Below are 25,060 nucleotides of genomic sequence, written 5' to 3'. Positions count from 1 at the left end.
ATTGAAAAGTAAGTGGCTCATTTTATTTGTATTTAATGTTATGATATTTACTGCTTATCAATCAGGTTTTATTCATGGATTTAATCGCATTCCATTGCGTTATTTGCTGATTATTCCGTTTATTTTTTTGCTATTGCTAACTGTAGCCATTGTTTCGTGGTTGTCGTGGAATAATAGCCAAGTTGCAGTCAATCATTTGGCGAAGAAATTAAGAGAATCAGTCAGTATTCGGATTGAAGATCATTTGATACGTTCTTTAGAACGACCCACAATAGTAAATAAAAAAATGCAAAATGCAATAGATTTATCATGGTTAGAACCAGAGCAGTTGGATGTTTTACAATCTTATTTTTTTAAGCAATTACAATTATTTGAACGCATGAGTTATGTGCAGTTTGCGCACCGCAATGGTGATTTTCTGGGTTTAGAACGGCATCCAAAAGGGCATTTTAGTCTGGACATTGCCAATGCAGATACGATGGGCGATATGGAAAGCTATTCCCTTGATAGTTCAGGGATAAAGGGCAAAGTTCCGTTGTTTTTTGTCCCTGGTTACGATGCCAGACAGCAGATATGGTATCAAAACACTCAGCAAAGCCAGAGCAGTCGTTGGCAAATTCAAGTGGGGAAATCAAATTGGAATGATGTCTTTAGTTTTTTTGGACAAACTTGGTTATCGATTACTTATAGTACACCCATATTTAAACAAGGTGAATTTATTGGTGTAGCGGCTGTTGACTTTACTTTAACGGATTTAAGCCAATTTTTACACCAATTAAATTTTAGCCCGAATGGACAAACTTTTATTATTGAACGTTCTGGGAAATTACTGGCCAGTTCTAGCCAAGAAAAATTATATTCTCTGCGCTTAATAGATAAAACAATAGAACGGTTAATGGCAACTGAGAGTGAACAATTATTAATTCGAGAAACAGCACAATATTTACAACAATATTTTGGTGATTTTTCCCGTATTGATCGCAACAATCAATTAGAATTTAACATAGAAAAAAAGCGTCAATATGTGCAGATTTTACCTTTTAAATTGGATAAAGATTTAGATTGGTTAATTGTGGTGGTGGTGCCAGAATCTGATTTTATGGCAGAAATTGATGCCAATACAAAAACCACAGTACAACTTTCTATTGTGGCTTTGTGTTTGGCTTTATTATTGGGTATTGCCATTTCTTATTGGGTTATTTATCCTATTCGGGCGTTGAATCAAGCCGCGAATCAATTAGCCAGTGGAGAATGGACACAAATTCCTGTGATGCGTTACGATGAATTGGGAAAATTAACTAAAACTTTCAATCTCATGGCTAAACAGCTTCAAGAATCTTTTGTGCAACTTGAAGAAAAAGTGGCCGAACGCACCGCCCACATCACGGCACAAGCCAACCAATTGGCAGAGGCAAATCATAAAATTCATCTGTTAAATGAAAAATTACATGCCGATAATCGTCGTATGGGTGCAGAATTATCTGTGACTCGACGTTTACAACAAATGGTTCTGCCTAGGAAAGAAGAATTAAATGCAATTGAAACTTTAGAAATAGCCAGTTTTATGGAGCCTGCTACGGAAGTCGGTGGCGATTATTATGATATATTGCAAATTGGTATTGGTGATGTGACGGGACATGGTTTGGAAAGTGGCGTGTTAATGATGATGGTACAAACGGCAGTGCGGGCTTTATTGTCTTCCGATATTGAAGACCCTAAAAAATTCCTCACGATTTTAAATCGCACGCTTTATGATAATTTGCAACGAATGCAAAGTGATAAAAATTTGACTTTGGCATTAATCGATTATTATGAAGGAAAATTGCGTTTAAGTGGACAACATGAAGAAGTGTTGTTTGTGCGCCGTTCGGGAGAAATTGAGCGCATTGATACATTTTCTTTGGGTTTTATGGTGGGTTTAGAGCCGGATATTGCTGATTTTGTGACCTATCGAGAATTGGATTTACTGGAAGGAGATGGTATTGTATTGTATACAGATGGACTCACTGAAGCCATGAATGCGCAGCGTCAGCAATACGGAGTAGGGCGTTTGTGTGAGACAGTGAGTCGTCATTGGCATTTGAACGCACAACAGATTCAGCAGATAGTTATCAATGATTTGCGCCGTCATATCGGTTCTCATCGTTTGCAAGATGATGTCACCTTATTGATTATTAAACAAAAAGTTCTGACAGTGGCCGCCGCAGCTTAAAAACCTGAAACCCCAACCATGTTATCCTCTCTAATAGACAATTTTAAAAAATGGCTTTGGCAAATTATTGTCAGTGTAATAATCGCTGTGTTTTTTCTAGCCAGTTTTTACAATTACTATTTTTATAATAAAATTAATTTTGGTGTTATTTTTTTTACCATGCTATTTTTTGTTCTATTTGGGATAAAGTATATCCACTTTCTGGCAGAAACATGGAGTAAAAATCTGGTTAAACAATTCAAAAATCCAATTAAAGCGAATATTGAGAAAACATTAGTGGTGCAAAAAGAAGGACACCGCTTGAGTCAATTGGAATTAGACAATATTGGTTCAGCAGCCATTAAAGATTTAGAAAAAATAATTAAAGAACCTTTACAAACTTTGTTGTATCGTTTTTCTTTAGCGGTTATTTTTACATTTATTATTGTTATTTTTATCGTATTCAGTGAAGCTTCATTAAATGATATGATTCAATATATTTTTTACGGGGAATGCAAACCCATTTCGGTAACAAAATGACACTTAAACAATTATTGTTTCCTGCCTCTTCGCGTCAATTGCCCGGACAACGTTGGCTTAAAATTACCTTACGCACGCTGCATTTAGTTGGAGTGGGTGGATTGGGGGGCGGATTTTTATACGAAGTCGCGCCAGAGCAATGGTTGCCATATTGGGGATTGGCAGTGGTGACGGGCGTTTGTTTGGTCTTGATCGAATTGTGGAGTAATGCCATTTGGTTATTGCAATGGGCGGGCGCGGCAATTGTTTTTAAATTGTTTTTATTAGCCAGTTTGCATTTCTTTCCTCAAGCCGCTATTCCCATTTTCATTAGTGTGATTATTATTTCTGGCGTTATTTCTCACGCGCCTGCAAAGATTCGGCATCGTTTAGTTTTTTCCTCAACGCACATATCGCCAAGCCAGCCAGACGGCAAAGATGGAAAACTGTAAGTCGAACAGCAGTAAACAGTTATTATAATTTATCAACTGTTGTAGTTGATTTTTTTTGTAGTTCTAGCCAAGTAGTGAGATGAATAAAATTATCCCGAATCTGCAATGTGGCAATTTTACTGTTTGATTTTAAATTGAGATCGCGGGTTTATTCTTTAATTTTGACAGTTCTGATTCAGACGGAATAAGTAGGCGTTTTATGAATCATATTAATTCCTCCAAAAAATAAAGAACAACCCAAAACTAAAAACGTTTTGAGTTGTTCCTATTATTAACATTCGACTTGTCAGTATTTATCCTGAAATTCGCTGGCGTATTGAACTAATCCATGTTGACTTCTTTTACACGACCCAAGTCCAATACAAATGTGAAGACAGCATCTCCATATATCCCTGATGGAGATGGAGTCAGGTAAATATCGTACACCCGATCAAGGTAACGAATGCAAGGTATGTGTACATTTAAACTGTTTGGGTCATAAACTGCCGTGCATTTACTCTCAGGGACAGTTTTTTGGATTATGTCACTCCCAGTATCCAAGTCAAACCAAAACGACTCTCTCAGTGTACGTTGCTGTAGTCCTACTTCATAGCCACTACCAATTAGCGGGAATCCTGATACAACAAGGCAGGGAATCTTCAGATGATTTCGTTGGTTTTCAGGTCTGTATGTCGCTACACATTCGTCAGTAATGGTCACTGTAGTTGATGTTGAATCACTTAAACCTGTATTATCTGTTACTTTCAAGGTGACTATGTAGCTACCTACTCTATCAAAAGTCAAGTATGCTACCACACCTGATTGATTTTTTCTGCCATCTGAAACAGACCATTCGTATTTAGAAATACCATCATCTACATCCGTAGATTGACTACCTGACAGAGTCACATTTAATGGAGCATTACCTTGCGTAGCAGTTTCCGCAGAAATTCTGGCAACAGGCGGGATGCTTTCTTTAGCCTGTACCGTAATCTTTTGAGTCGTTTCTGAGGTAAAACCAAAATCATCTGTCACCTTTAAAGTAAGGGTATAAGTGCCTTCTTTTTCAAAAGTTATAGATTTCGGTTTCACACTGTTATCAATAGCGTAATATTCTTCAACAATGTACCACTCATAATTTTGTATTTTACCATCCACATCTGTTGAATCTGAGGCATCAAGAGCGACAGTCAAAGGCACTTTACCTGTGGTGGGTGTTGCCTTAATCACTGCTTTAGGTGGAGAGTTCTGGACGCTTATGCTATCAAAATTCTGTTCTGATGAAGTACCCAGCTTATCACTGACTATCAACTTTATGTAGTATGACCCAGGTTTGTCGAATCTGATACTTTCTTTAGCTGAATTGCCAATGTTAAAAGAAGTAGTGATGTCACTTCGATTATACATATACAGATTTGTCCAAACTTGCCAAGTATATTGTTGAATACCCTGAGTATCTGTTGACTCTGAAGCGTCTACTTGAACTGTCAAGGGAGAACTCCCACTTGTGGGTGAGGCTGTGAACTTCACAACGGGATCATCATTAACAAAATCCACCTCTTTAGTGAGGACATCGGATAATCCCTGTTCATCCCCCACTGTCAGTTGAACTAGATAGTTATCCTCAATGAGCGTTTTGAAAGTAATCTCATCTGGTTTAATACCTGATAATTCGGTAATAATTTCATCTGTGTTCTCGTTTAATATTTTCCACGAGTAGGCTTTTATGCCATTATCATCTTTAGAATTACTCGCATCTAGCCGCATAGAAGCAATACCATTTTTGTCGTAAGAAACAGAGAGTTGATAATCATTTTCTCCTTTTCCATTCATGGTAAAAGCTGCAACAGGATGCGAGTTTTTCTTGACCTCAATTTGCTGTGTAACTTCTGTACTCTTACCTTCCTTATCATCTTCAACCGTGAGTGTAACAGTATAAGAACCTGCTTGGGTAAAAGTAACAGAGGGTTTCACCGTATTGTCAATTTCAACTCCCGCATCATTAGCCCAAAGGTATTGTTTGATCGAACCATCAGCATCTTGTGAAGCACTGGCATCAAATTGAATAGTCAAAGGAGCAAAACCTATGGTTTTGTCTGCTGTAAAACTAGCGGTTGGGGATTTATTAATCACAAGACTCTTTGGGTATTCATATGGATTATATCCCCAGCAAACAATGGAGTTATCCACTTTAATCCCACAACCACTATCCGTGCTACTCATGCTAATTTCTTTATAATTCGCAGGAGAAGGACCATCAATAGGGACAACATAAGCAGGTTTCTCAATACCTCCTCCGTAGGCTACCTCATAACAACTCACCAAACCATCTAAAGCTCCATCAGTACGTATTCCGCATACGGCATCCCAATAATTTCCCACTGAAAAAGTACTTATTTGTGAAAACGTATTTGGTAGCACATCACCCAAATAATGGAAATCTTCCAGAGTAGAAATATATCGTCCTTTTGACGAAAGACCACTGATTGTTGACAAACTGTTGTTTTCGCTAAAAAACACTTGGGAGTACATCTCTTTATTAAGCTCTGTAGGTACTTTAATACCTCCCCAACAGGCAATATTTGAGTTTATGCTTAATATTCCACACCCTCTGCTAGGATTAGAACCTTTGGCTAATTTAACAAAACCTAGATCACTGACAGAGGAGTATAAATTTCCTTTATTGTCCCAACAAATTATCTTATTATCTTGTGAACGAATTGCACAAACGGATCCATTTGAAACACTAAAATCCACAAATGTTCCTTTAGGTATGGGAACATTTTCCAAGCCATCACCTGAACAAGATATGGATTTATCCGTTTTAAGCCCGCAAACTCCCCCGCTTCCATACCCGCTTTCATAGGCTGAAACAGCAATTTTCAGAAACGAGCCTTGCAGAGGATTATCTTTAAGATACTCTCCCCAGCATGTGACACTTTTATCAGACATAATAACGCATCCACCCCCACTGTTAGTGCTAATATTTGTATCAGCATAACTAGACTGCCAACACCACAGACATAACAGGAAGAATAGAAATTTGCTGGTAGCAAATCTAAAACTAAGCATGAAAAAAACTCCATAACTAATTGAAAAAAATAAATTAACTTAGGAATAGCCTGTTATAAATCAATACTGAACGCACTCTTCACTTTGTAATTTACATATAAAATCCAAAAATCCACCTTTACAACCCCCACAAAAACCCTTTAAACTGTGGCCGTGATTCAAATCCTAGTACGAAACACAAACCGTATCCATAAAGTAGGACTTAAACTACTTAAAGCCAGAGTTTATCTAACATGCAACTACATGAAAAAATTAAGTTTTTTCGGCGTACAAAAGGATTCACTCAGGAAGAAATCGCAGAGAAATTGAATATTACACCAGTTGCGTACTCAAATCTTGAAAGAGGAGAAAGTAATATATCGATGAAACGATTGGAAGAGATTACAAAAGCAATTGATATAGAATTGTTAGATTTATTAAGTTTTGGAGAGAAAAATGTTATTGTTTTACATGCAGATACTTACAATAGCTCAAATAGCTTTTTGCAATTTTTACAAAATGTAAATATCCCAGAAAATTTTAATGTGCGTTCAATAGAATTAGAAAAAGCAAATTTACTCATCGAACAACAAAATGAACAAATCGACTTATTACGACAAGATATTGAACATCTCAAAGAAATTATCCAACTTTTAAAACAACAATTATCTAACAAATCAGAATAGTTAGAATCCCATCAATCCCTCCCCCAAAAAAAAGAACAACCCAAAACCAAAAACCGTTTTGAGCTGTCCTTTTTTAAATTAACTGACCGAATAATAACTTAAAAACAATCTCTTGAACCTTCCCAAATCCTATTCACACTTGAACCTGAAATAGAATTAGCCCAAAATTACCGCTATTCAAGAAAGCAATTAAAAGAATTAGAATCTCTAATTGAGGCACATTACGATGAGCTTATCCATAGCTGGGCAGAACATTTTAGACGTTGAAGTTACAAATATCTCATCACACGAAATTTGGTTATTGACAGGAAACAAAGAATTTTTCATGTCTTATGAAGATTTCCCTTGGTTTCAAGACGCTACCGTTAAAGATATATTAACCGTAGAACAGCCAAGCCCTAACCACTTCTACTGGCCTAATTTAGACATAGATTTGAGCCTTGAAATCATCCAAAATCCACAACATTTCCCGTTAAAAAGTTGTATTTAATCCCCGTAGAATTAACTATAGTTGAGGCACTATAAAAAGATAATCTGAACCTGTCAAATTTGTAGGAAACTTCACAGGTTTGAATATTCTTTTTACGTTGCGGTAGCTATAAATACAACGAAGCGCATTTTCTCTCAATTCTTTAATTCTGCCCCCCAAAAAAAAAGAACAACCCAAAACCAAAAACCGTTTTGAGCTGTCCCCTTTTAAATTAACTAACCAAAGTCTAATCTAAAAACAATCCGTTTTTAATGGGCGAATTGTTCTTCTTCGGTTGAGCCTTTTAATGCGGTAATTGAAGACTCGCCGCCCATAATCGTTTGGGTGACATCGTCGAAATAACCGGCACCGACTTCGCGTTGATGCTTCACTGCGGTAAAACCACGAGGCTCTGCGGCGAATTCTTTCTCTTGTAATTCGACATAAGCCGTCATACCATTATCACGGTATTTATCGGCCAAATCAAACATAGAGTAATTCAACGCATGGAAGCCCGCTAAGGTGATGAATTGGAATTTATAACCCATCGCACCCAATTCACGTTGGAACTTGGCAATGGTGGCATCGTCTAAATGACGCTTCCAGTTGAAAGAAGGTGAACAGTTATACGCCAACATCTTGTTGGGGAACTCTTTGTGCAACGCTTCGGCAAATTCTTTGGCTTCGGCTAAATCAGGTTTACCCGTTTCTAACCACACCAAATCCGCATAAGGCGCATACGCTAAACCACGAGAAATCCCTTGTGGCATACCGGGTTTAGTTTGATAAAAACCTTCTACCGTGCGATCACCCGTCACGAAAGGTTGATCACGAGGATCAATGTCGCTGGTTAATAAATTCGCGGCCAATGCGTCGGTACGCGCCACGATAATGCTAGGAACACCACAAACGTCTGCGGCTAAACGCGCTGCATTTAACTTAGCCACCGCTTCTTGCGTGGGAACTAACACTTTACCGCCCATGTGACCGCATTTTTTCGCAGAAGCCAACTGATCTTCCCAGTGAACGCCCGCTGCACCCGCTTCGATCATGCCTTTCATCAATTCAAATGCGTTTAATACGCCACCAAAACCCGCTTCCGCATCGGCAACAATCGGCACATACCAATCGATTTTGTCATTGCCTTCAGCGTGATAAATTTGGTCAGCACGACGGAACGTATTGTTAATACGACGAACCACCGCAGGCACGCTGTCCGCAGGATACAAACTTTGGTCAGGATACATTTGTGAAGCGGTATTGTTATCGCCTGCCACTTGCCAGCCGCTCAGGTAAATCGCTTTTAAACCCGCTTTGGCTTGTTGCATCGCCTGATTACCTGTCAACGCGCCTAAGGCATTGACATAAGGCAGCGTATTCAAATAGTTCCACAACTTTTCCGCGCCTACACGCGCTAAAGTGTGTTCAATGTGCAGCGTACCACGTAAGCGAACTACGTCAGCAGCGGTATAGTTCCGTTTTACACCTTTCCAACGTGGATTTTCGGCCCAATCTTTCTCGATAGCTTGAATGTCGTTATTGCTCATTTTTAAAATCCTGTCTCGGTTTTCTAAAGTTAGGGGTCAGTCTGAAGCACAACAGAGCTTACATTACCTGTTGTACTTAAATATAGATTTATTACGCCAAATGCTCGTAAGCAACCAACGTTAAAAATTCTGCAAAAGTGTCGGTAGTTGTAATGCGTTCGACTAATTCCGCTGCGAGCGCGTAATGGTTGGGCTTTTGACCCGCGCCACCCACTTGTGAACGGATACTATCCAGTTCCTCCTGTATAACTTGCTTAACAAATTCGGCAGTCACTTTGCGACCGTCGTTTAAAACCCCTTTCGGGTGATGAATCCATTGCCACAATTGCGCGCGTGCAATTTCAGCCGTGGCCGCGTCTTCCATTAAATTATTAATCGGCACACAACCATTTCCCGCTAACCATGCTTCCATGTAATGCAATGCCGCGCTGACGTTATTGCGCACACCTGCTTCTGTAATCTGTCCATCTTTGGGCATTTCAGGAATTTTGACCAAATCAGCCGCGCTAATCTGTACATCTTCACGTAAACGATGTTTTTGATTGGCTTGGGGCATGTGTTGGTTGAAGATGTCTAAGGCAATCGGCACGAGTCCAGGATGCGCCACCCAAGTGCCATCATGACCGTCGCTGGCTTCGCGTTCTTTATCGGCGCGAACTTTGGCCATGGCAGCGGCATTGGCTTCGGGATCGTCTTTAATTGGAATTTGTGCGGCCATGCCACCCATCGCGTGCGCGCCACGACGATGACAGGTTTTAATTAACAATTGCGAATAAGAACGCAAAAAGTGCGAAGTCATGGTGACTTGCGCCCGATCCGGCAGAACAAATTCAGGATTTTTATGGAATCGCTTAATAAAGCTAAAAATATAATCCCAACGCCCACAATTTAAACCCACACAATGATCGCGCAATTCGTATAAAATCTCATCCATTTCAAACGAAGCCAAAATGGTCTCGATCAACACTGTGACTTTAACCGTGCCGCGTGGCAATCCCAATTCGTCTTGGGCGTAATTAAACACATCATTCCACAAACGGGCTTCTAAATGGCTTTCTAATTTGGGAATGTAGAAATAAGGGCCAGTGCCTTTGCTTAATAAATTCTTGGCATTGTGGAATAAGTACAAACCAAAATCCATTAATCCGCCGGGAATGGGTTGACCATTAAACAACACATGTTTTTCTTCTAAATGCCAGCCACGTGGACGCACTAATAAAGTGGCAATGTGATCATTTAATTTGTACTGTTTGCCTTCGGGGCTGGTATAACTAATGGTGCGATTAATGGCATCGCGTAAATTAATTTGTCCTTCAATAATGCCTTCCCACGTGGGACTTTGGGCATCTTCAAAATCGGCCATGAAGACCTTCGCGCCAGAATTAAGCGCGTTAATCACCATTTTACGCTCAACAGGGCCTGTAATCTCAACACGGCGATCTTGTAAATCGGCAGGTGTTGGCGCAACTTGCCATTCGCTGTTGCGAATTGACGCGGTTTCGGGCAGAAAATCGGGCATGACGAACGCGTCGAGTTGACGTTGGCGTTCTACACGTTTAGCCAGCAATTCGTTGCGACGATCAGAGAAACGTTTTACAATTTCACCCACAAATGCCAACGCTTCAGGCGTTAGAATTTCGGCATAAGCGGGCGTAATGGGAGCGATAACGGTGAGAATGGGCGGCTGCGCAGTGGGCATCGCGGTTGACATGGCTTACTTACCTTCCTGTTTCCAATTGGGGTTGTTTGCTGACGCAAAACAACGGGCTACTGGTGAAGCAGACATAAAATCCGTCAAGATTGATCAATGTCGATCATCGGCAAACAGTAATAATACGGTTTTTATGACGTTACGCTATTGTTTTACACCTAACAGTCCTGAAACGGTCTCCCAGTGAGACGATTTCAGTTTTAGGGGACATCAAGCCATTCTTTTTATGGGCGTTTTCGGAGACATCCGCAGGGTGAGCGGTGTTGCTTCGCAAGCAGGTCAGTGGCTGCCTTGAGTGTTGGCGTATCGCTTTTGGCGTACATTACGGAGTTACTGTAAGGCGATTCAGCCGCTATCAAGTGGTTTTATAGGCGGCTTAAAGGTGACACTTTATAGTCGATCTATGCGTTGCAATGCAACATTTTAACCATTGCTTTTTTTAATGATATTTATTAACCTAGACAATAAAAAAGGAAAATCAATCATGTCCGAACGTTTTTATTATAAGCAAAATCGCTTAAAGCAGTTGCGTGCTTTTTGTCATGCGGCGCAAACTGGCAGTATTTCAAAGGCGGCCGAACGTTTATTTTTAAGCCAGCCTTCCGTTTCTCTACAAATTAAGGCATTAGAGCGAGAACTCAATGTGTCTTTGTTTGAACGGCGAGGGCCGTCTATCGAATTGACTCCGGAGGGAAAAATTTTATACGAATTAGCCGTGCCTTTGGTGGAAGGCATTGATGCGTTGCCGGACACTTTTGCCATGCGGCGCGGAAATTTGGAAAGTGGCGAATTAAATATTGCCGCGGGCGAATCGACGATTTTATATATTTTGCCTAATTTTTTGGCGCGATTTACTGAATCTTATCCGGGCATTCGGGTGCGTTTGCATAATGTGACGGGGCGAGATGGGATGTCGTTATTACGCGCCAATGAAATTGATTTTGCAGTGGGTTCTTTTATTGATGTGCCAGAGGATATTTCTTATCGGCCGATTTTTCATTTTGAACCCGTATTAATTACACCATTAGGGCATCCATTAGCATTAAAAACCGATTTTGCTTTACCCGATATTAGTGAATATGGTTTAATTTTACCGCCGCGCCATTTAAGCACGTGGCGCATGGTAAAAATGGTGTTTCAACAGCACAATTTAGATTATAAAGTGACTTTAGAAGCAGGCGGTTGGGAAGTGATTAAAAAATATGTGGCTATGGGTTTAGGCATTTCCATTGTCACCAGTATCTGTTTAACGGGAAAGGAAGATTTATGTGTGTTGCCATTAAGCTGTTATTTTCCCAAACGCAGTTATGGCGTGGTGTCTCGACGGGGTAAGTTTCTTTCGGCGGGGGCGAAAAAATTTATTGAAATGATGGACCCTGATTTTTTTGGGCGATGATAGTTTTTTTAAATCCGTAAAAATTAAAATCGCATTAGCCAAAAAACCAATGCGATTTCAATATAAAGTTACTCTTTAATAAAAAAAACAGTCAATTCGCATTAACCGCATTACGTTGTCGAGTCCAGTCGCTTAATGGACGTTCTAAAAATAAATCGGCTCGCATATATTGAGAATTGTCGCAGGTGAAACTGAGGCCAATCATGCCGTTGATCACATTGAGCGAAGCGGAACACAAATAATCTGTTCCCTCGGTTAAACGCAAGGTTTGGAAACGCTGCAAAATTTCCCGCACTTGATCGATACTGATGGCAGCTTTAGCGGGGTAAGTGCTGGGTTGGTAAGCGTGATAAATGGTGTCTCGTGTCAGTAGCTGTTCGGCGGTTAATAAGTGATATTGGTAAGGATCGCGGGTTTCCCACACCATGACCACGCCATTGGTATAATTTAACATGACATGAAACACGCCACGTTCCCACATTAAATACGCCACCATGTCGGTCACTTGACTGGCCTGCTGATCCATCAAGGTCAGCGCACGCGGGCCAGAAAAAGGCGTTTTGGGAGTCACGGGCGGGGCAGGATGGGATAAAGCGGCGGAAGCACGTTCGGATGGGTCGGATAGTTTATGGTGAGAGGCATTAACTGCCAGTGGTAAATGCCGAATGTCAAAATCGGCGACAATAAAACCTAAAAATTGTTGTTCATTAACAACAGGTTGCACCGCACTAATACTGGGGCGGCCTGTGGTTTGACTGATATAAACGGAAGACAGCATGAAATGGCGTTTAGGATACAGACTGACTGAATAAGGCCGACGTGATAAATCTTGGCCACGATAACTAGAATCAGCACCATGCACACTGACATTGGCACTGATTTGACGGCCGAGTTTATCAAGGGCATACAACAATTGAATATGAGGGACACGGGAAAATTGGGTTAATAATACCGTATCCAGTGTTGTTGTATCATGCCATTCCCCTACGCAACACTTGGCGATTTCCTGCATAGGGGGTTCTAGCAGGGCTGACAACAATTTACGTTGTTCACCAAGGGTTTGTTTTACCCACATAAAGTCCTCCAAATAATTTTTTTAAGCGATGCGTGATGCTTGTGGCGTTCTCGGTCAGGGTTAAAGCCGAATAGGGAGAAGAAAGGTCAGCTTATTGTGTAGGCTGCCGCGGTTATTTTAACGTAAATTCAACCCAATCATCATGGGGAAATTTAAAATTATTATGACGCTGGCTTGAGATCAAGTTTAGTCGTAGTTTGCGCCATGTGAGAAAAAAGCGATTATAATACTTATTATGTTTTAACGATTATCAGGAATATGGGTTTATGAATCTGGAAAAATTGAACGCATTGAAACAAAAAGTAGTGGATACTCAAGATTTGGCTGAAGTGTGGAATGATTTTTTTGATCATTTCGGACAACGTCCCGAATTTATCCAGTCTGGACAGCGTACCCAGCATCCCAAGTTACAGCAGATGGTGGAATCATTGGGAAAAGAAATGGCCAATCCTGCGGCGGCTTCGGCTGAGTTGTTGCTCAGTGAGATTCCCCAATATCATTTTTATCATGGGGCTTGTTTTCTCAGTGGCAAAATGGTGTCGTTGTTGTATTTTTCTGATGTCAACGTGGGAATCACCGCAGTGGGAACATTCGGCAATGGCACGACGTTTTCGCGTTTTTCATGTTAAATTCGCCCCAATCCACGCCCCAACCCATTTTATTTGCTCAAGTAGAACCAACAACACATTGTAATTTTACTTGTGGTTTTTGTTGTGGACGGCAAATGGATCAAAGTCATTTATCGGTGGCGCGGTTTGAGCAATTTTTACAACGTTTTCCTGACATTCGTCATCTTGAATTGCAGGGAGAAGGTGAGCCGTTGATTCATCCTGATTTTTTTACGATGGTGGCGCGGGCGGAGACAGCGGATATTCAGGTTTCTTTGATTACAAATGGCAGTTGTTTTTCGCGTTCAGTGGTGGATAAGTTATTGAAAAGTCGCATTCGTGCTATTCGTATTTCTTTAGAAACAGGGGATGCGGTTAAATTTCAGCAGTTACGCGGTGGTTCACTGGATGCGGTGATTGCGGGCATCGTTCGTTTACGCGATGCACGCGCAGAACGCGACCAAAATACGCCCAGTATTGGTTTTGCGGTGACGGTGCTGGATTCGACTTTGGATGATTTACCTGACATTTACGCGCTGTATGAGCAATTGGGTTTAGAGGGGGGCGTGGCGGTGCAGCCGTTAAATCGAATGCCGTTTTACATTAAACACAGTACACCTGCGCTACAAACGCAATATTTAACCGCCGCACAACACGGCGCACGTTACCAATTGTATTTAAATAGTGAAGCGGCGCAACGGATTTGGCATACGCGCTCGTTCCACACACATTTTTATGATGAATTATTTAAGCGGCATCCGCTGGTGTCTTGTCCTTGGTTGGATAGTGGCATTTACATGGATCGACACGGTCGCTTGTCGCCATGCTGTATGATTAAGCCAGAAATCTGGCCATGGGGTGATGTGGATACATTGAGCGATAATGAATTATATAACATACGCCAGCAACTGGCGCAAACATTAGCCGCAAATTGTATTCCTGAACCGTGTCAAGGTTGCAATGTGGCTTGGATGGTGGTGAATTCTGGCTAATACGCTCAAGAAATCATTTATAATTCAAAACTCACAATAGGCTGGCAAGGATTGCCAAAAACATCGCAAATACTGGCGTTAATAAAAGTGGTATCTTTTAATTGCGTTGTGCCGAAACTCTCATGAATATGACCGAAAATATGGTATTTAGGCACAATGCGGTCAATGGCTTTACTTAATGCGCGACAGCCCACATGTTTTCCCGAACGAATAATGTCCCCAATTCCATAAGGTGGTGTGTGGGTAATTAAAATATCAATACCACTGGGAATGGCTGCCCATTTCTCAGCTAAATCTTCAATAATTTCTAAATTAAAAGCCCCATTTAAAAAAGCAGGTTGCCACGGCGAACCATAAATTTTTAATCCATCAATTTCCACCAAGTTATCTTGTAAATAAATCGCTGCGGATAAACATTCTCGTGCTTTTTTCGGTGTTCTGGCAAAAGCAAAATCATGATTGCCTGCAACCACTAACTTATGGCGATGCGGTAATTTTTCTAAAAATGAATTAAAATCAATCACATCACTTAAATCTTTCTTTCCCCACGAAAAATCACCAGCATGAATTAAAATATCTGCATCAGGAATGTTTAACGCATGGTGTTGCGAATGGGTGTCACTGATCACGACAATCTTCATTGGGCATTATCCTTAATGAACAGCGTTTTTTTCTACGGTTAATAAAAACTCAAAAGCCTGCATCATAAAATTAGCCACTTGATGCGGCGGTAATTGATAAAAAGCCTGCCACGCCACACTGCGTTTTTGCTCATAATTATCCCTATCTTGCGGAGATTGCGACAACCACGCCAAACGCACCGCATGACCAATTAACACATCAAATACCAAATAATCTCCTGTGGTATTGAGATCGGGATTTTTCTTTAAAATTTCCGCTAACGCTAAAATCGCTTCAATCACCAAATGTCGATATTCAGGAGCTTGAATTTTGTTTAACAAATGTTCCACACGCAAAATAAAATTCTTTTCTTCCGAAGTCATTTCAGCATGAATAGAATCGCTGTCTAAACGATTAAAACTGTCTAATTTATCCCCGATAATGACACCTTTAAATCGTTGCAATAAAAGCCGTAATGCCGCATAAAATTTATCGGTTAAACGTCCTGCGGTGCCATCGGTTTCACGCCAGTGATGCCAATCCATATTCAACGTTTGATCGGCGGGAAATGTCACCCAATGCAAATCGCCGCATAATTCAGGATTTTGCGGATGTAAGGCTTCTAACGCTAATAATTGTTCTCGACATTCTCGATAACTTTGCAAAACAGATTTTAATTGTTGCAACAATTCATAAGGGCTAAATGTCAATAATTGTTCAAAAGCCGCATCTTGGGGTAAATTTTTCTTACGCGCTATTTCGCTGGTCATTAAAGCAATCATATAAGAAGCACGTAAAGTAATAATGCCATCTAATAATTGCGGTTGCGTTTTTAATAAATGGCTAAAATAAAGCAATAATTCTTGCGTTAAAATCCATTCTTCAGGACGACCATCTTGCTGAATTTTTTTTAAAATATGGCGATTATTCAGCGGCGCAGTGATCAAGGTGGCATCGCTGTAAGAACGCCCCACTTGCACCTGTCGCTGATGCACAATAATATCCGCCACCGCGTCATCCAAACTGCTGTCATATTTGCCCAGCAAGCCCGCTGCGCGCCGCACCACAGCCCATAATTTCAAAGATCGGGCATGGGCATAGAGTTGCTTGGTTAAACTTCTCACCGTGGTCATGGGGGCTTCAAAATGCCCGCCTTTCTGTTGCCATAAAATATTTAAAATATGAGTTTGTTCATACGCATTGGCCGTGTTATGCAAACGAGTAATTAAAGTATAAATATCTTGCTGTGCCAATTGAAAAGCCATATCCGCTTCTAAGGGGAAAGTTTGGCTGTCATCAATTAATAATTCCGTAGGAGGCAGCATTAATGGTTGCCAATGCACCGGGGCAAAACGAAATTGATGTAAATATTCAATACGCTCTTCATTAATCTGCGGTAACAAATCCGTTAATAAACCCACTTCAACATTTAATTCTGGAATTTTTCCCGCAGTCAATTGATTCATCCAATCTAATAATTCTTGAGCATGCGGATCGGCTAATAACACATTGGTCATTAATACAAATAATAAAGGATGTTTTGAATTTTCCCAATGTCGTTGTAAATACATTAATTCCGCGGCTAAACGAGACATTAAAAAACGGCTGTCCACATTGACATAAAATCCGCGTGGATTTTGAAACATCGGCAAAAACACCATGCTTTCCCCACCCAAACGAAATACCCGCGCAATCGCCAAACCACGTAAACGGCGCATTGGCCGCCCGCTTAATTTCAAATTCTGATTTTTTCCCACTTGCGCATAAACACTGGCTAATTCAACCACTTGACGCACTTGGATGGGGGCGATTTCTTGTAAGGTTTGGCTGGCAATTCCTGCTTTATTCAAACAGATTTTAACGCTGTCATCTTCAGCCAACCACGCTATTTTTACCTGCGTTCCCAATGACTTACCTAAGCAAGCGTGGCGTTTTAACGGATCAATATCTGCCGGAGTCAATAAACCGTCTAACATCATTTCGCCCAATAAAAATAAACTTTGCGCCCACACTAATGGCACATTTTCATTAGGTAAACGGGTTTGACTGTGTGGATTTTCTCGCTCGGCATGAATCGCTTCTTTTGGAACATAATAAAGTTCTGGTAATAAAGAAAAGCCGTTTTTCTCAATACATAATTTCTTTAAAGTGGCGCGGTGCAATTCGGCTTGTTTTTTATCACCACGAAAAATGGCATCTAATAGCAAATACGTATAGAACAAAGGCCATTCTGATTCGATATTTTCAAATTGTTTTAATTCCTGTGGATCATAATGCAAACGTTGCGTGTCTTCTAAAACCGATTGATGACCGTCCCGTAAAAAACGTTTATAACCATAATTGCCTTTTAATTTGCTTTCAATTTCCTCGCGTGTTTTCACCACCAAATCGCACGATTCCACACTAAATGCAGGAAAACTAATAATGCTTAATAAGGCTGCATCCACTTCTTTTGATATAGATTCACGCGGCAATAACGATTCTAAAGTAATGCGCATTCTCGCCACACTATCCGCAATAATATGCACCACCGACCGCTGGCCGCCACGGGAGCCAAATAAATCAAAACCATCTAAACATTCTAAAGCCGCTTTAGCCATTCCTACCGAACTGGCATTTAATTCAGGTAAGCCATGATTTAACTTATTTCCTCGCTCCCAAATACCATAATCCGGTGTGCGGTAAGCACGAGAAATATAATAAATTAAATTCTGCACAAAATTAACTTCATCAATCGTCCAAATAATCTCTAAACCTGAAGCTGTCATTTGCGCTAACATCAATAAAAACAATGAGGTAGCATCAATCTGTAAATGTCCCCATTCATGATCACCCACCACAGAATTTCCTGTTGCGGTATCATATTTGGCGTGCAACGCATCTTCCACACATTGCGTCACTTTAAAACGCTCGACTTTAGCCGATTGTTTCATCATCGCTATTAATAAACCACGCATTAAATGAATCACGCGATGTTCTAATTCATAAGCACGCCGAGATTCACCTTCTTTTTGATGGCGACGATAGGCTAATGCTAAACCCCATACTGGCAAAATACTATACACATTATCGCGCACCCACGCATCGGTATAATTGCCATGTTGATTCACCGCAGTACTGGCAGGTAATAATCCTGTAATAGGATGCTGGCGATGTAAAATAATCGCTTCAATTTGTTTATCATAATAAGCCAGTAAGCGTTTTATCTCTGACATCTTTTTTCCGTCCGCTAGAGGGGTTAATAAAATAAAAGGATAATATTTTTTCAAATATTATCCCCATATCAAATCATGATTCATTAATAATCTGATAATGATCTTGTGTCATTAAATCCACACCGCATTCTAATTGCTCAATCCAATCCAAAAATTGAGCAATAATGGCTTTTCCTTTAAAAGGACGACCATGCTGCGGCACAATCCATTCTAAATCCAAAGGCCGCACCATATTAACCCAATATTGACACACTTTACGACTTGACATATAACGCCGATGAAATCCCTCCATAAAGGGAATATGCGCTTGAAAATCAGTGACAGGAATAGATTCGTTATTTTCAACCAAAGAAGCCCCTAAATCGCCTGAAAATAAAATTTTACTGATCGGATCGTAAAATTGAAAATTACCCTCAGAATGTAAAAAATGCGCTGGAATCGCTTTTAAAACCGCATCGCCCAATTGAATATCCATCCCCCTATCAGGAATGCCAATTAAACGCTCTCTGGATTTGCCCGGCGGCGCAAAATGAGGAATAAAACGCGACCAAATGGCAGGCACAATGACTTTACAATCACTGCCCACTAACCATTTATTTAAAGAAGAAATAATATCAGGGTCTTGATGCGACCCAATGACAAACTCTAAGTTTTTAGTAAAAAGATATTTATAAGACTGCATAAATAAGTCGTTATAAATTAAATCTCCACCGGGATCAATCAGGGCAGAATATTCCCCATTCACCACTAAAAATTGATTGGCTTGCACCCCTTCGCCAGAAACCAGATCATAAAAAGCAATACACTTATGATGACCGTTATTGTACAGTTCAACTGCCATTGATTACATTCCTTAATAAATTGTTTTATTTAGATAATTTGGATGATCTTGTCATTTTGTGCCGAAATAGCCATTGATGCAAGTCCTAGACGGGCAAACGCCTGTTTATCACCACTGGTCGGGAATAATATTTGCGTTTTGCCCCTTTATCAGGGAGTGAAACGATAATGATGATTTTAGCAAGAAAAAATACGCCTCAACAACCCATCGCACTTGTGCCTATTTCATTAATAATATACCAAAATTATGTGAGATATAAAAACAAATTAAGTTTTAATATCTAGCTAGATATTAGGTATAAGATACTGTTTAATTTTATTAAACTTAAACACTTTACCTGACAAAAAGGTCTCAAACATACTAGTGACTTCTTTAAAGCTTGATAGACGATGAAAATTCTTTCTGACCCAATTCTTACCTTGAAGCCAAATATCCTCGACTGGATTTTGCTCTGGGGCATTGGGCGCAAATCTTAATAAACGAACTTTCCATTCTGATTCTGGAAGTCCCCCATTTAATTTCTCTAAATAAGTTCTTAAACCTTCAGAACGATGATAACTTGCACCATCCCAAATAATCACATGACGGGCTTCTTTATATCTGTAAATGAGCCAGTTAATAAAGTCTATCGTATATTTTGTATCAGCTTTCTTTGCCCTATCTAAAATAAATTCTCCCGTATAAATATTCACCGCTCCATACCACGTTTGAGAAGTGCGATAATTACTCATCTTTATTGACGTTCTTTCTCCTTTTTTCGACCAAACATAACCACAAATATCTCCCCACAACTGATGGCTTTCGTCTTGCATCCAGTACATTACCTCTCCACTTTCTATCTGTTCACGCTCCTTATCTATTAAATCCTTAATCTCTTTTTTTTTAGCTTCTACTTTTACCTCATCTTTTGCCGAATTCTCTTTGTGTGTCTTCTTATAACTTAAATTCGCTTCTTCTAATAATTTAGTATAAGAAGTATTTGAAGAATAGAAAACATCATACTCCTCTTTTAAGTATCTCTTTAGTTCCTCTATTGTTATTGTCTTCTTTTCTTGTATCCAATTAATCACATTTTCTCGTTCACGCGGCTTTAAATACCCTGGTGAGCCTTTATACGCTAACTTTAATCCTTCAACCCCTGACGCTAAATAAATGGCTTTCCATTTATCCACAAATTGCACACTGACACAATACGCTAAAGCCGCTTCCGCACGCACAAAACCAAGCAAAGACATTCTTACTGCCATCGCTCGCTTCACTTCTCTCGCCTCACCTGTTGACATTAACTCTTCTAAATCTTCATATCTTTTGTTCATTATTCTCTCCTATTTGAAAAGTATTATTATACGACTCTGAAAAAATTGGTATATCAATGCTTTTATTATTACTCTGGGTGGTTGGCTATTTTGTATGGGAACATGAACAATTCACGCGAGCCGTTAAGCGCGAACTGCCCGCGCCCATTGTGACGATACAACACACGGACGGCACTCCGTTTAATTCCAATTTTTCTGAGATTTTTATTGATAAACCGTGCGTGCAACTACATATTTTTTATGCCGATTCGGACAGTGTCGAAACGGTTGTACTTTGTCGAGTTTCGGTCAGAAAATAACTTATTTTTTAATGGCGATCAAATAGGAAAAAAAAGAGGATGATGACTATTTTTTTATGGTTAATGATGCCACTATTCAACACGGCTTCAATTATACCAAATAATCAACCATTTTTTACCCCAGAAAACCAAGCCATTTTATTAATTGAAGAAGTTAATTTAGCCCGAACCCATCCTGCTTTATACGCCAAAAAATTACGTTTATTAAAACAAAATTATCACGGCTACTATTTACAGCAAGAAGAACATGTGTTTTTAACCGAAGAAGGTGTGGCAGCGGTGGAAGAGGCGATTGCGTTTTTAGAAAATACACCGCCGCTTGCGCCTTTATTGGGTGTGCCGGAACTGGCGTGGGCTGCGCGAGACCACGTGCGCGATCAAGGGCGTACAGGCGGTGTGGGACATCGTGGCTCGGATCACAGCCATCTGCTACATCGCGTTTCGCGTTACGGACGTTGGCACGGCAGTGTGGGCGAAAATATCCGCTACGGACGCAATGACGCACAAACCACAGTCATGCACTGGATCATTAACGATGGAATGACATCACGTAGTCACCGACGTAATCTTTTTGAAACCACCTATCACGTCACAGGAAGCGCGTGCGGCACACACCCCGATTATGGGCAAATGTGTGTGATGTTGTTTGCAGAGCATTTTACCGCTAATGAGATCATCTTAAATTCCCAATAAATTAGCCGACATCAAGATTAAAATAAACTTGATAATTAATATTTCAATAGAAGTACGTTTTAGTCTTTTTTTGCGCTCTAATCGAGCTTTACGGCGTTCTTCGACTTCTTTTAAAGAAATGGCCATATTTGAAAATACTCCAATCGTGCAAGTTTAGCGGGAACTAAGCGTAGTAACTATAGATTTTTTTTACCCTATTTTTGGGTATGATTTTGGATTAATGGGTTTGGGAATAAATCTGATATTGTCCGAACCACAATTGACTCCCTATTTCTGATGAAAATACATCTCTGGTGTCATTTGCAGTTCAGACATTGATATTTTATCCCACCGGACGCACATAACCGCGATGCACCCAACCCCGTGCGCCACTGACTCCTTTGACTTCAGCGACGACATCAACTTCTTTCCAAATCCCATTCTCCTGCCCAGTGGCTTGTAAGCGAGTGCCGCGAGGTAACGGACTAATGGCTAAGGCTTGAAAAGCCGTTCCGGGGCCGACACGAATATTTAAATTGGCAGTGGTTTCGTACAAATTGGCATCGGGCTTGTCCTCATAACGCCCAAATAAACGCGAACGGAACGTTTCCATCGGAAACGCAGGCCCCGGATCCGCTTTACGTCCCGGAGCAATATCGTCATGTCCTAATACATCTAACAATTTGTAAGTATTCACCAATAACGCCGATACTTCTAAGGCCACATACAATTGTTCAGGAGTGTACAAATGCCAAGCGCGCATATAGGTCTCATTTTTATGGACGGCTTCAATGACTTGATCCGGCGGATATACCGTCCCAAACCATGCCCGCCAACCATTTCCTGCTTTTTCCAAAGAGCCTGCGTTATCCAGTTCTATGCCGATGGAAGAATTATTTAAGCCCACAACGCCTTGCCATTCGCTTTGGCCGGCGTGCCAAGACACGGTGTCAAAAGGCACCAGTTGGGTAATTGTTCCATCTCGCCCAATCACCAAATGCGCCGAAGCCTTAGCCGAAGAATTAACCAACCAATTGACAGAATGTTCTGCACTGGGGCCTGCGGTGTAGTGCATAACCAAATAGCGAATATTCGCCATTTTGCCGCCGCGGTTGGGGCTTTCCCGGTAACGAATGGGCGTATCATCATCATTAAAAAGACGGTGGTTTACGATTTTCATACCAAAAATTTCCTAAAATAAAATTAAAATATCCCGATTTAAATTCACACTTGCGTCACCAAAGAAATCACGGGATCATTATGGTTTCCCAATACGGATAATAAAGCCATTCTGATGAAAAAGATTAATATTTTTGTTTCTTCACCGGGCGATCTCTCGCCAGAGCGTCATATTACCAAGCAAATCGTCAAAAAACTACAAACCAAACTGGCTGGACGTTTACAATTAGACGGTTTTTTTTGGGAAGATGAGCCAGTGCTGGCAACAGAATCCTTCCAAACCCAATTCCCACGAGCGGCCATGAGCGATGTTTTTATTTGCTTGCTGTGGTCACGCATTGGCACGCCGTTGCCAGAAGGAGCGGTTTTTGAAGATGGCACGCCCATTTTACGCCCCGACGGCACACCTTACGAATCGGGAACAGTGGCCGAATTTGAAGATGCTTTAAAGGCCTACGATTTGCATCAACAGCCCACCATTTTAATGTATTTTAAAACCGCAGAGGTACAATTCAATCCTGAATCTCCCGATTTCCCAGAAAAACAACGACAATATGAAGGCGTAAAACAATTTTTTCGTAAGTGGTTTCAAGACGAACAAGGACGTTTTCCGCGTGCCTGCGTGCAATTTAATACATTGACGGAATTCGCGCACCAACTGGAGACGCATTTGTGTAAATTGCTGGTGGATCGATTTTTACCACAAGACAGCCACAGTCGCAAACTTTGCGTATTGACTTGGGATGGTTATCCGTATACGGGCTTATCTCCGTTTACACTCGAACAAGCGGCGATTTTTTTCGGACGCAATCAAGCGATTGATGACATTTACGAAGCCCTGCAACAACAAGCGGCAAAAGGACAAGCCTTATTAATGATTTTAGGGGCGGTGGGCAGTGGTAAAACTTCTTTAGTGCAAGCGGGATTATTGCCCTTATTCTTACAATTACAAATCTCTTGTCATATTGTGCGTCCTAAAGCCATTGGTGCGGCCATGTTGGTCACTGCTTTACAACATACCATTGCCAGCATTAATGTCAATACCAGTTCTCACATTCCCCAAGCCATATTATTTGTGGATCAATTTGAAGAATTATTTACCCTCAACGACATTACTGAAGCGGATAGAGAAGCCTTTATTCGTTTATTGGTTGAAACAGCAACAGATTGCCATTCTTTATCGGGGCAACCTTCGATTTGGGTTGTGATTGCATTGCGCAGCGAATGGCAACATTATTATCAGCGTTATGTGCGTTTAATTTCTCTGTTAGAAAGTAAAAATATTTATCACTTACAATTTCCCACCCCCAGCGAATTGCGGCAAATGATTGAAGAACCTACTAAAGCCGCAGGATTAGTATTTGAACATCCCGCGAAACGGCCGCCATTAAACGAAGTGATTTTAGATGACATTAGTGCTTATCACGGTCATTTGGCATTATTACAATTTACGCTTTCTGAGTTATATCAAGATCGTCAAGAAGATAATTTAACCTATCAAGCCTATCGAGAGTTAGGCGGAATTGCAGGCGCATTAGCCCAATACGCAGAGCAAACGTTGAAACGATTAAATAAAGCGGCTCGTGATGCTTTTCCAGAATTAATGCGCACTTTAATTACCGTCAATAAAGATACGGGACAAGCCATATTGGGACGACGTTTATTATTATCAGAACAACAGTCATTAGGAATGAAAGAATTAATCACGGGATTAATGGAAGCCCATCTGTTAGTGACCGAAGAATTAAGCACCGGAGATCGCGTGGCTAAATTGGTGCATGAAGCCTTATTATCTGATTGGCCGCGAGTGCAAGAATGGTGGTTGCATAATCAAGAGTTTTTACGCATTCGTTTAAGAATTAATTATGCAGCCAGTTATTGGCAAGATGAAGGACGACCCAATGAATTATTATTACAAGAAGGAAAAGCCTTAGAAGATGCACGTTATTTATTAGAACAATGGTCAGATGCTATCACCCAAAATACCCGTGATTATATTCACACCTCCCATCGCCAAGTGGAACAGCAACGACGCATAGAAATCACTAAAGCCCATCAACAATTAAAACGCTCCCGTCATTTGGCGTTATTATTACTCCTAATGAATGCCATTATGATTTTTCTTTTCATCAACGTTTATTGTGGAAATTAAATCTTTATTGCGACTTTATCAGAAAAAACACCGCTGGAAAAACAAATGTACCTACAAGGCAAACTTCGCTAAAATAAGCTCCCAATAGC

Annotated in this window: 22 protein-coding genes; 12 read left to right on the top strand and 10 right to left on the bottom strand. The window is 40.5% G+C overall.

Annotation, left to right across the window (positions count from 1 at the left end):
* Positions 1 to 40: 40 nt before the first annotated feature.
* Genes TPSD3_RS00465 through TPSD3_RS00455 form a run of 3 tightly spaced genes read left to right on the top strand, consistent with a single transcriptional unit; the run spans position 41 to position 3,162 of the window.
* Complete coding sequence (locus TPSD3_RS00465; protein WP_140048444.1) at positions 41 to 2,212, top strand: SpoIIE family protein phosphatase; 2,172 nt, start codon at positions 41 to 43, stop codon at positions 2,210 to 2,212.
* 18 nt (positions 2,213 to 2,230) lie between these two features.
* Positions 2,231 to 2,731, top strand: a complete 501-nt coding sequence (locus tag TPSD3_RS00460) for a hypothetical protein (protein ID WP_086486633.1) — start codon at positions 2,231 to 2,233, stop codon at positions 2,729 to 2,731.
* Positions 2,728 to 3,162 (top strand): hypothetical protein, encoded by a 435-nt coding sequence (locus TPSD3_RS00455; RefSeq protein ID WP_086486632.1) that lies wholly within the window; start codon positions 2,728 to 2,730, stop codon positions 3,160 to 3,162. The genes TPSD3_RS00460 and TPSD3_RS00455 overlap by 4 nt, the downstream gene beginning before the upstream one ends.
* Positions 3,163 to 3,483: 321 nt before the next feature.
* On the opposite strand, the gene TPSD3_RS00450 is transcribed toward TPSD3_RS00455, so the two are convergent.
* Positions 3,484 to 6,093 (bottom strand): PKD domain-containing protein, encoded by a 2,610-nt coding sequence (locus TPSD3_RS00450; protein ID WP_176329663.1) that lies wholly within the window; start codon positions 6,091 to 6,093, stop codon positions 3,484 to 3,486.
* 353 nt (positions 6,094 to 6,446) lie between these two features.
* Between TPSD3_RS00450 and TPSD3_RS00445 the strand changes: the two genes are divergently transcribed.
* The 3 genes from TPSD3_RS00445 to TPSD3_RS00435 all read left to right on the top strand — a co-directional run bounded on the left by TPSD3_RS00445 (position 6,447) and on the right by TPSD3_RS00435 (position 7,368).
* Positions 6,447 to 6,878 (top strand): helix-turn-helix domain-containing protein, encoded by a 432-nt coding sequence (locus TPSD3_RS00445; RefSeq protein WP_086486630.1) that lies wholly within the window; start codon positions 6,447 to 6,449, stop codon positions 6,876 to 6,878.
* A 126-nt stretch (positions 6,879 to 7,004) separates the two neighbouring features.
* Complete coding sequence (locus TPSD3_RS18240) at positions 7,005 to 7,145, top strand: DUF4160 domain-containing protein (protein ID WP_086486736.1); 141 nt, start codon at positions 7,005 to 7,007, stop codon at positions 7,143 to 7,145.
* Positions 7,105 to 7,368: a DUF2442 domain-containing protein gene (locus tag TPSD3_RS00435; protein WP_086486629.1), complete on the top strand. Its 264-nt coding sequence runs from the start codon at positions 7,105 to 7,107 to the stop codon at positions 7,366 to 7,368. Before TPSD3_RS18240 ends, TPSD3_RS00435 begins: the two co-directional genes overlap by 41 nt.
* 248 nt (positions 7,369 to 7,616) lie before the next feature.
* Here TPSD3_RS00435 and aceA read toward each other — a convergent pair whose 3' ends face one another.
* Both aceA and aceB read right to left on the bottom strand, forming a co-directional pair.
* Positions 7,617 to 8,894, bottom strand: a complete 1,278-nt coding sequence (gene aceA / locus TPSD3_RS00430) for an isocitrate lyase (RefSeq protein WP_086486628.1) — start codon at positions 8,892 to 8,894, stop codon at positions 7,617 to 7,619.
* A gap of 91 nt (positions 8,895 to 8,985) precedes the next feature.
* The gene (gene aceB / locus TPSD3_RS00425; RefSeq protein ID WP_217884323.1) at positions 8,986 to 10,605 is read right to left on the bottom strand and encodes a malate synthase A; all 1,620 of its coding nucleotides are present in this window, start codon (positions 10,603 to 10,605) and stop codon (positions 8,986 to 8,988) included.
* Positions 10,606 to 11,089: 484 nt separating this feature from the next.
* Here aceB and TPSD3_RS00420 point away from each other — a divergent pair, with 484 nt between their 5' ends.
* Positions 11,090 to 12,001: a LysR family transcriptional regulator gene (locus TPSD3_RS00420; RefSeq protein WP_086486627.1), complete on the top strand. Its 912-nt coding sequence runs from the start codon at positions 11,090 to 11,092 to the stop codon at positions 11,999 to 12,001.
* Positions 12,002 to 12,092: 91 nt separating this feature from the next.
* On the opposite strand, the gene TPSD3_RS00415 is transcribed toward TPSD3_RS00420, so the two are convergent.
* Positions 12,093 to 13,076, bottom strand: coding sequence for a PDC sensor domain-containing protein (locus TPSD3_RS00415; protein ID WP_086486626.1), 984 nt, complete (start codon positions 13,074 to 13,076; stop codon positions 12,093 to 12,095).
* A 266-nt stretch (positions 13,077 to 13,342) separates the two neighbouring features.
* On the opposite strand from TPSD3_RS00415, the gene TPSD3_RS00410 reads away from it, so the two are divergent.
* Together TPSD3_RS00410 and TPSD3_RS00405 are read left to right on the top strand one after the other, a co-directional pair.
* A complete protein-coding gene (locus TPSD3_RS00410) occupies positions 13,343 to 13,705 on the top strand; it encodes a hypothetical protein (RefSeq protein WP_086486625.1) in 363 nt (120 codons plus the stop codon).
* Positions 13,699 to 14,676 carry a radical SAM protein gene (locus TPSD3_RS00405; RefSeq protein WP_086486624.1) on the top strand — a complete coding sequence of 326 codons (978 nt, stop codon included), beginning with the start codon at positions 13,699 to 13,701 and terminating at the stop codon, positions 14,674 to 14,676. Before TPSD3_RS00410 ends, TPSD3_RS00405 begins: the two co-directional genes overlap by 7 nt.
* Positions 14,677 to 14,693: 17 nt before the next feature.
* Here TPSD3_RS00405 and TPSD3_RS00400 read toward each other — a convergent pair whose 3' ends face one another.
* From TPSD3_RS00400 to TPSD3_RS00385, 4 genes are all read right to left on the bottom strand, one after another.
* Positions 14,694 to 15,317, bottom strand: a complete 624-nt coding sequence (locus TPSD3_RS00400) for a metallophosphatase domain-containing protein (protein ID WP_086486623.1) — start codon at positions 15,315 to 15,317, stop codon at positions 14,694 to 14,696.
* Positions 15,318 to 15,329: 12 nt separating this feature from the next.
* A complete protein-coding gene (locus TPSD3_RS00395; RefSeq protein ID WP_086486734.1) occupies positions 15,330 to 18,512 on the bottom strand; it encodes a glycoside hydrolase family 15 protein in 3,183 nt (1,060 codons plus the stop codon).
* Between the two features lie 73 nt (positions 18,513 to 18,585).
* Positions 18,586 to 19,353, bottom strand: coding sequence for an oxygen-binding di-iron domain-containing protein (locus TPSD3_RS00390; protein WP_086486622.1), 768 nt, complete (start codon positions 19,351 to 19,353; stop codon positions 18,586 to 18,588).
* Between the two features lie 284 nt (positions 19,354 to 19,637).
* Positions 19,638 to 20,669, bottom strand: coding sequence for an IS630 family transposase (locus TPSD3_RS00385; protein WP_086486621.1), 1,032 nt, complete (start codon positions 20,667 to 20,669; stop codon positions 19,638 to 19,640).
* A 56-nt stretch (positions 20,670 to 20,725) separates the two neighbouring features.
* Between TPSD3_RS00385 and TPSD3_RS00380 the strand changes: the two genes are divergently transcribed.
* Together TPSD3_RS00380 and TPSD3_RS00375 are read left to right on the top strand one after the other, a co-directional pair.
* Complete coding sequence (locus TPSD3_RS00380) at positions 20,726 to 20,968, top strand: hypothetical protein (RefSeq protein WP_086486620.1); 243 nt, start codon at positions 20,726 to 20,728, stop codon at positions 20,966 to 20,968.
* Positions 20,969 to 21,007: 39 nt separating this feature from the next.
* Positions 21,008 to 21,661, top strand: a complete 654-nt coding sequence (locus tag TPSD3_RS00375; protein WP_086486619.1) for a CAP domain-containing protein — start codon at positions 21,008 to 21,010, stop codon at positions 21,659 to 21,661.
* Here TPSD3_RS00375 and TPSD3_RS17380 read toward each other — a convergent pair.
* On the bottom strand, positions 21,647 to 21,787 hold the full coding sequence (locus TPSD3_RS17380; RefSeq protein WP_176329662.1) for a hypothetical protein: 141 nt from the start codon (positions 21,785 to 21,787) through the stop codon (positions 21,647 to 21,649). The two genes, TPSD3_RS00375 and TPSD3_RS17380, sit on opposite strands and share 15 nt — an antisense overlap.
* A gap of 196 nt (positions 21,788 to 21,983) precedes the next feature.
* Positions 21,984 to 22,820 (bottom strand): N-acetylmuramoyl-L-alanine amidase, encoded by an 837-nt coding sequence (locus TPSD3_RS00370; RefSeq protein WP_086486618.1) that lies wholly within the window; start codon positions 22,818 to 22,820, stop codon positions 21,984 to 21,986.
* Positions 22,821 to 22,934: 114 nt separating this feature from the next.
* On the opposite strand from TPSD3_RS00370, the gene TPSD3_RS00365 reads away from it, so the two are divergent.
* Entirely contained in the window at positions 22,935 to 24,971 is a 2,037-nt protein-coding gene (locus tag TPSD3_RS00365) for an nSTAND1 domain-containing NTPase (protein WP_086486617.1), read from the top strand.
* Positions 24,972 to 25,060 lie beyond the last annotated feature (89 nt).

The organism is Thioflexithrix psekupsensis (assembly GCF_002149925.1).
GTDB lineage: Bacteria > Pseudomonadota > Gammaproteobacteria > Beggiatoales > Beggiatoaceae > Thioflexithrix > Thioflexithrix psekupsensis.
Note: the sequence above shows the minus strand (reverse complement) of the source record. Positions and strands in the feature narration are given on the sequence as shown.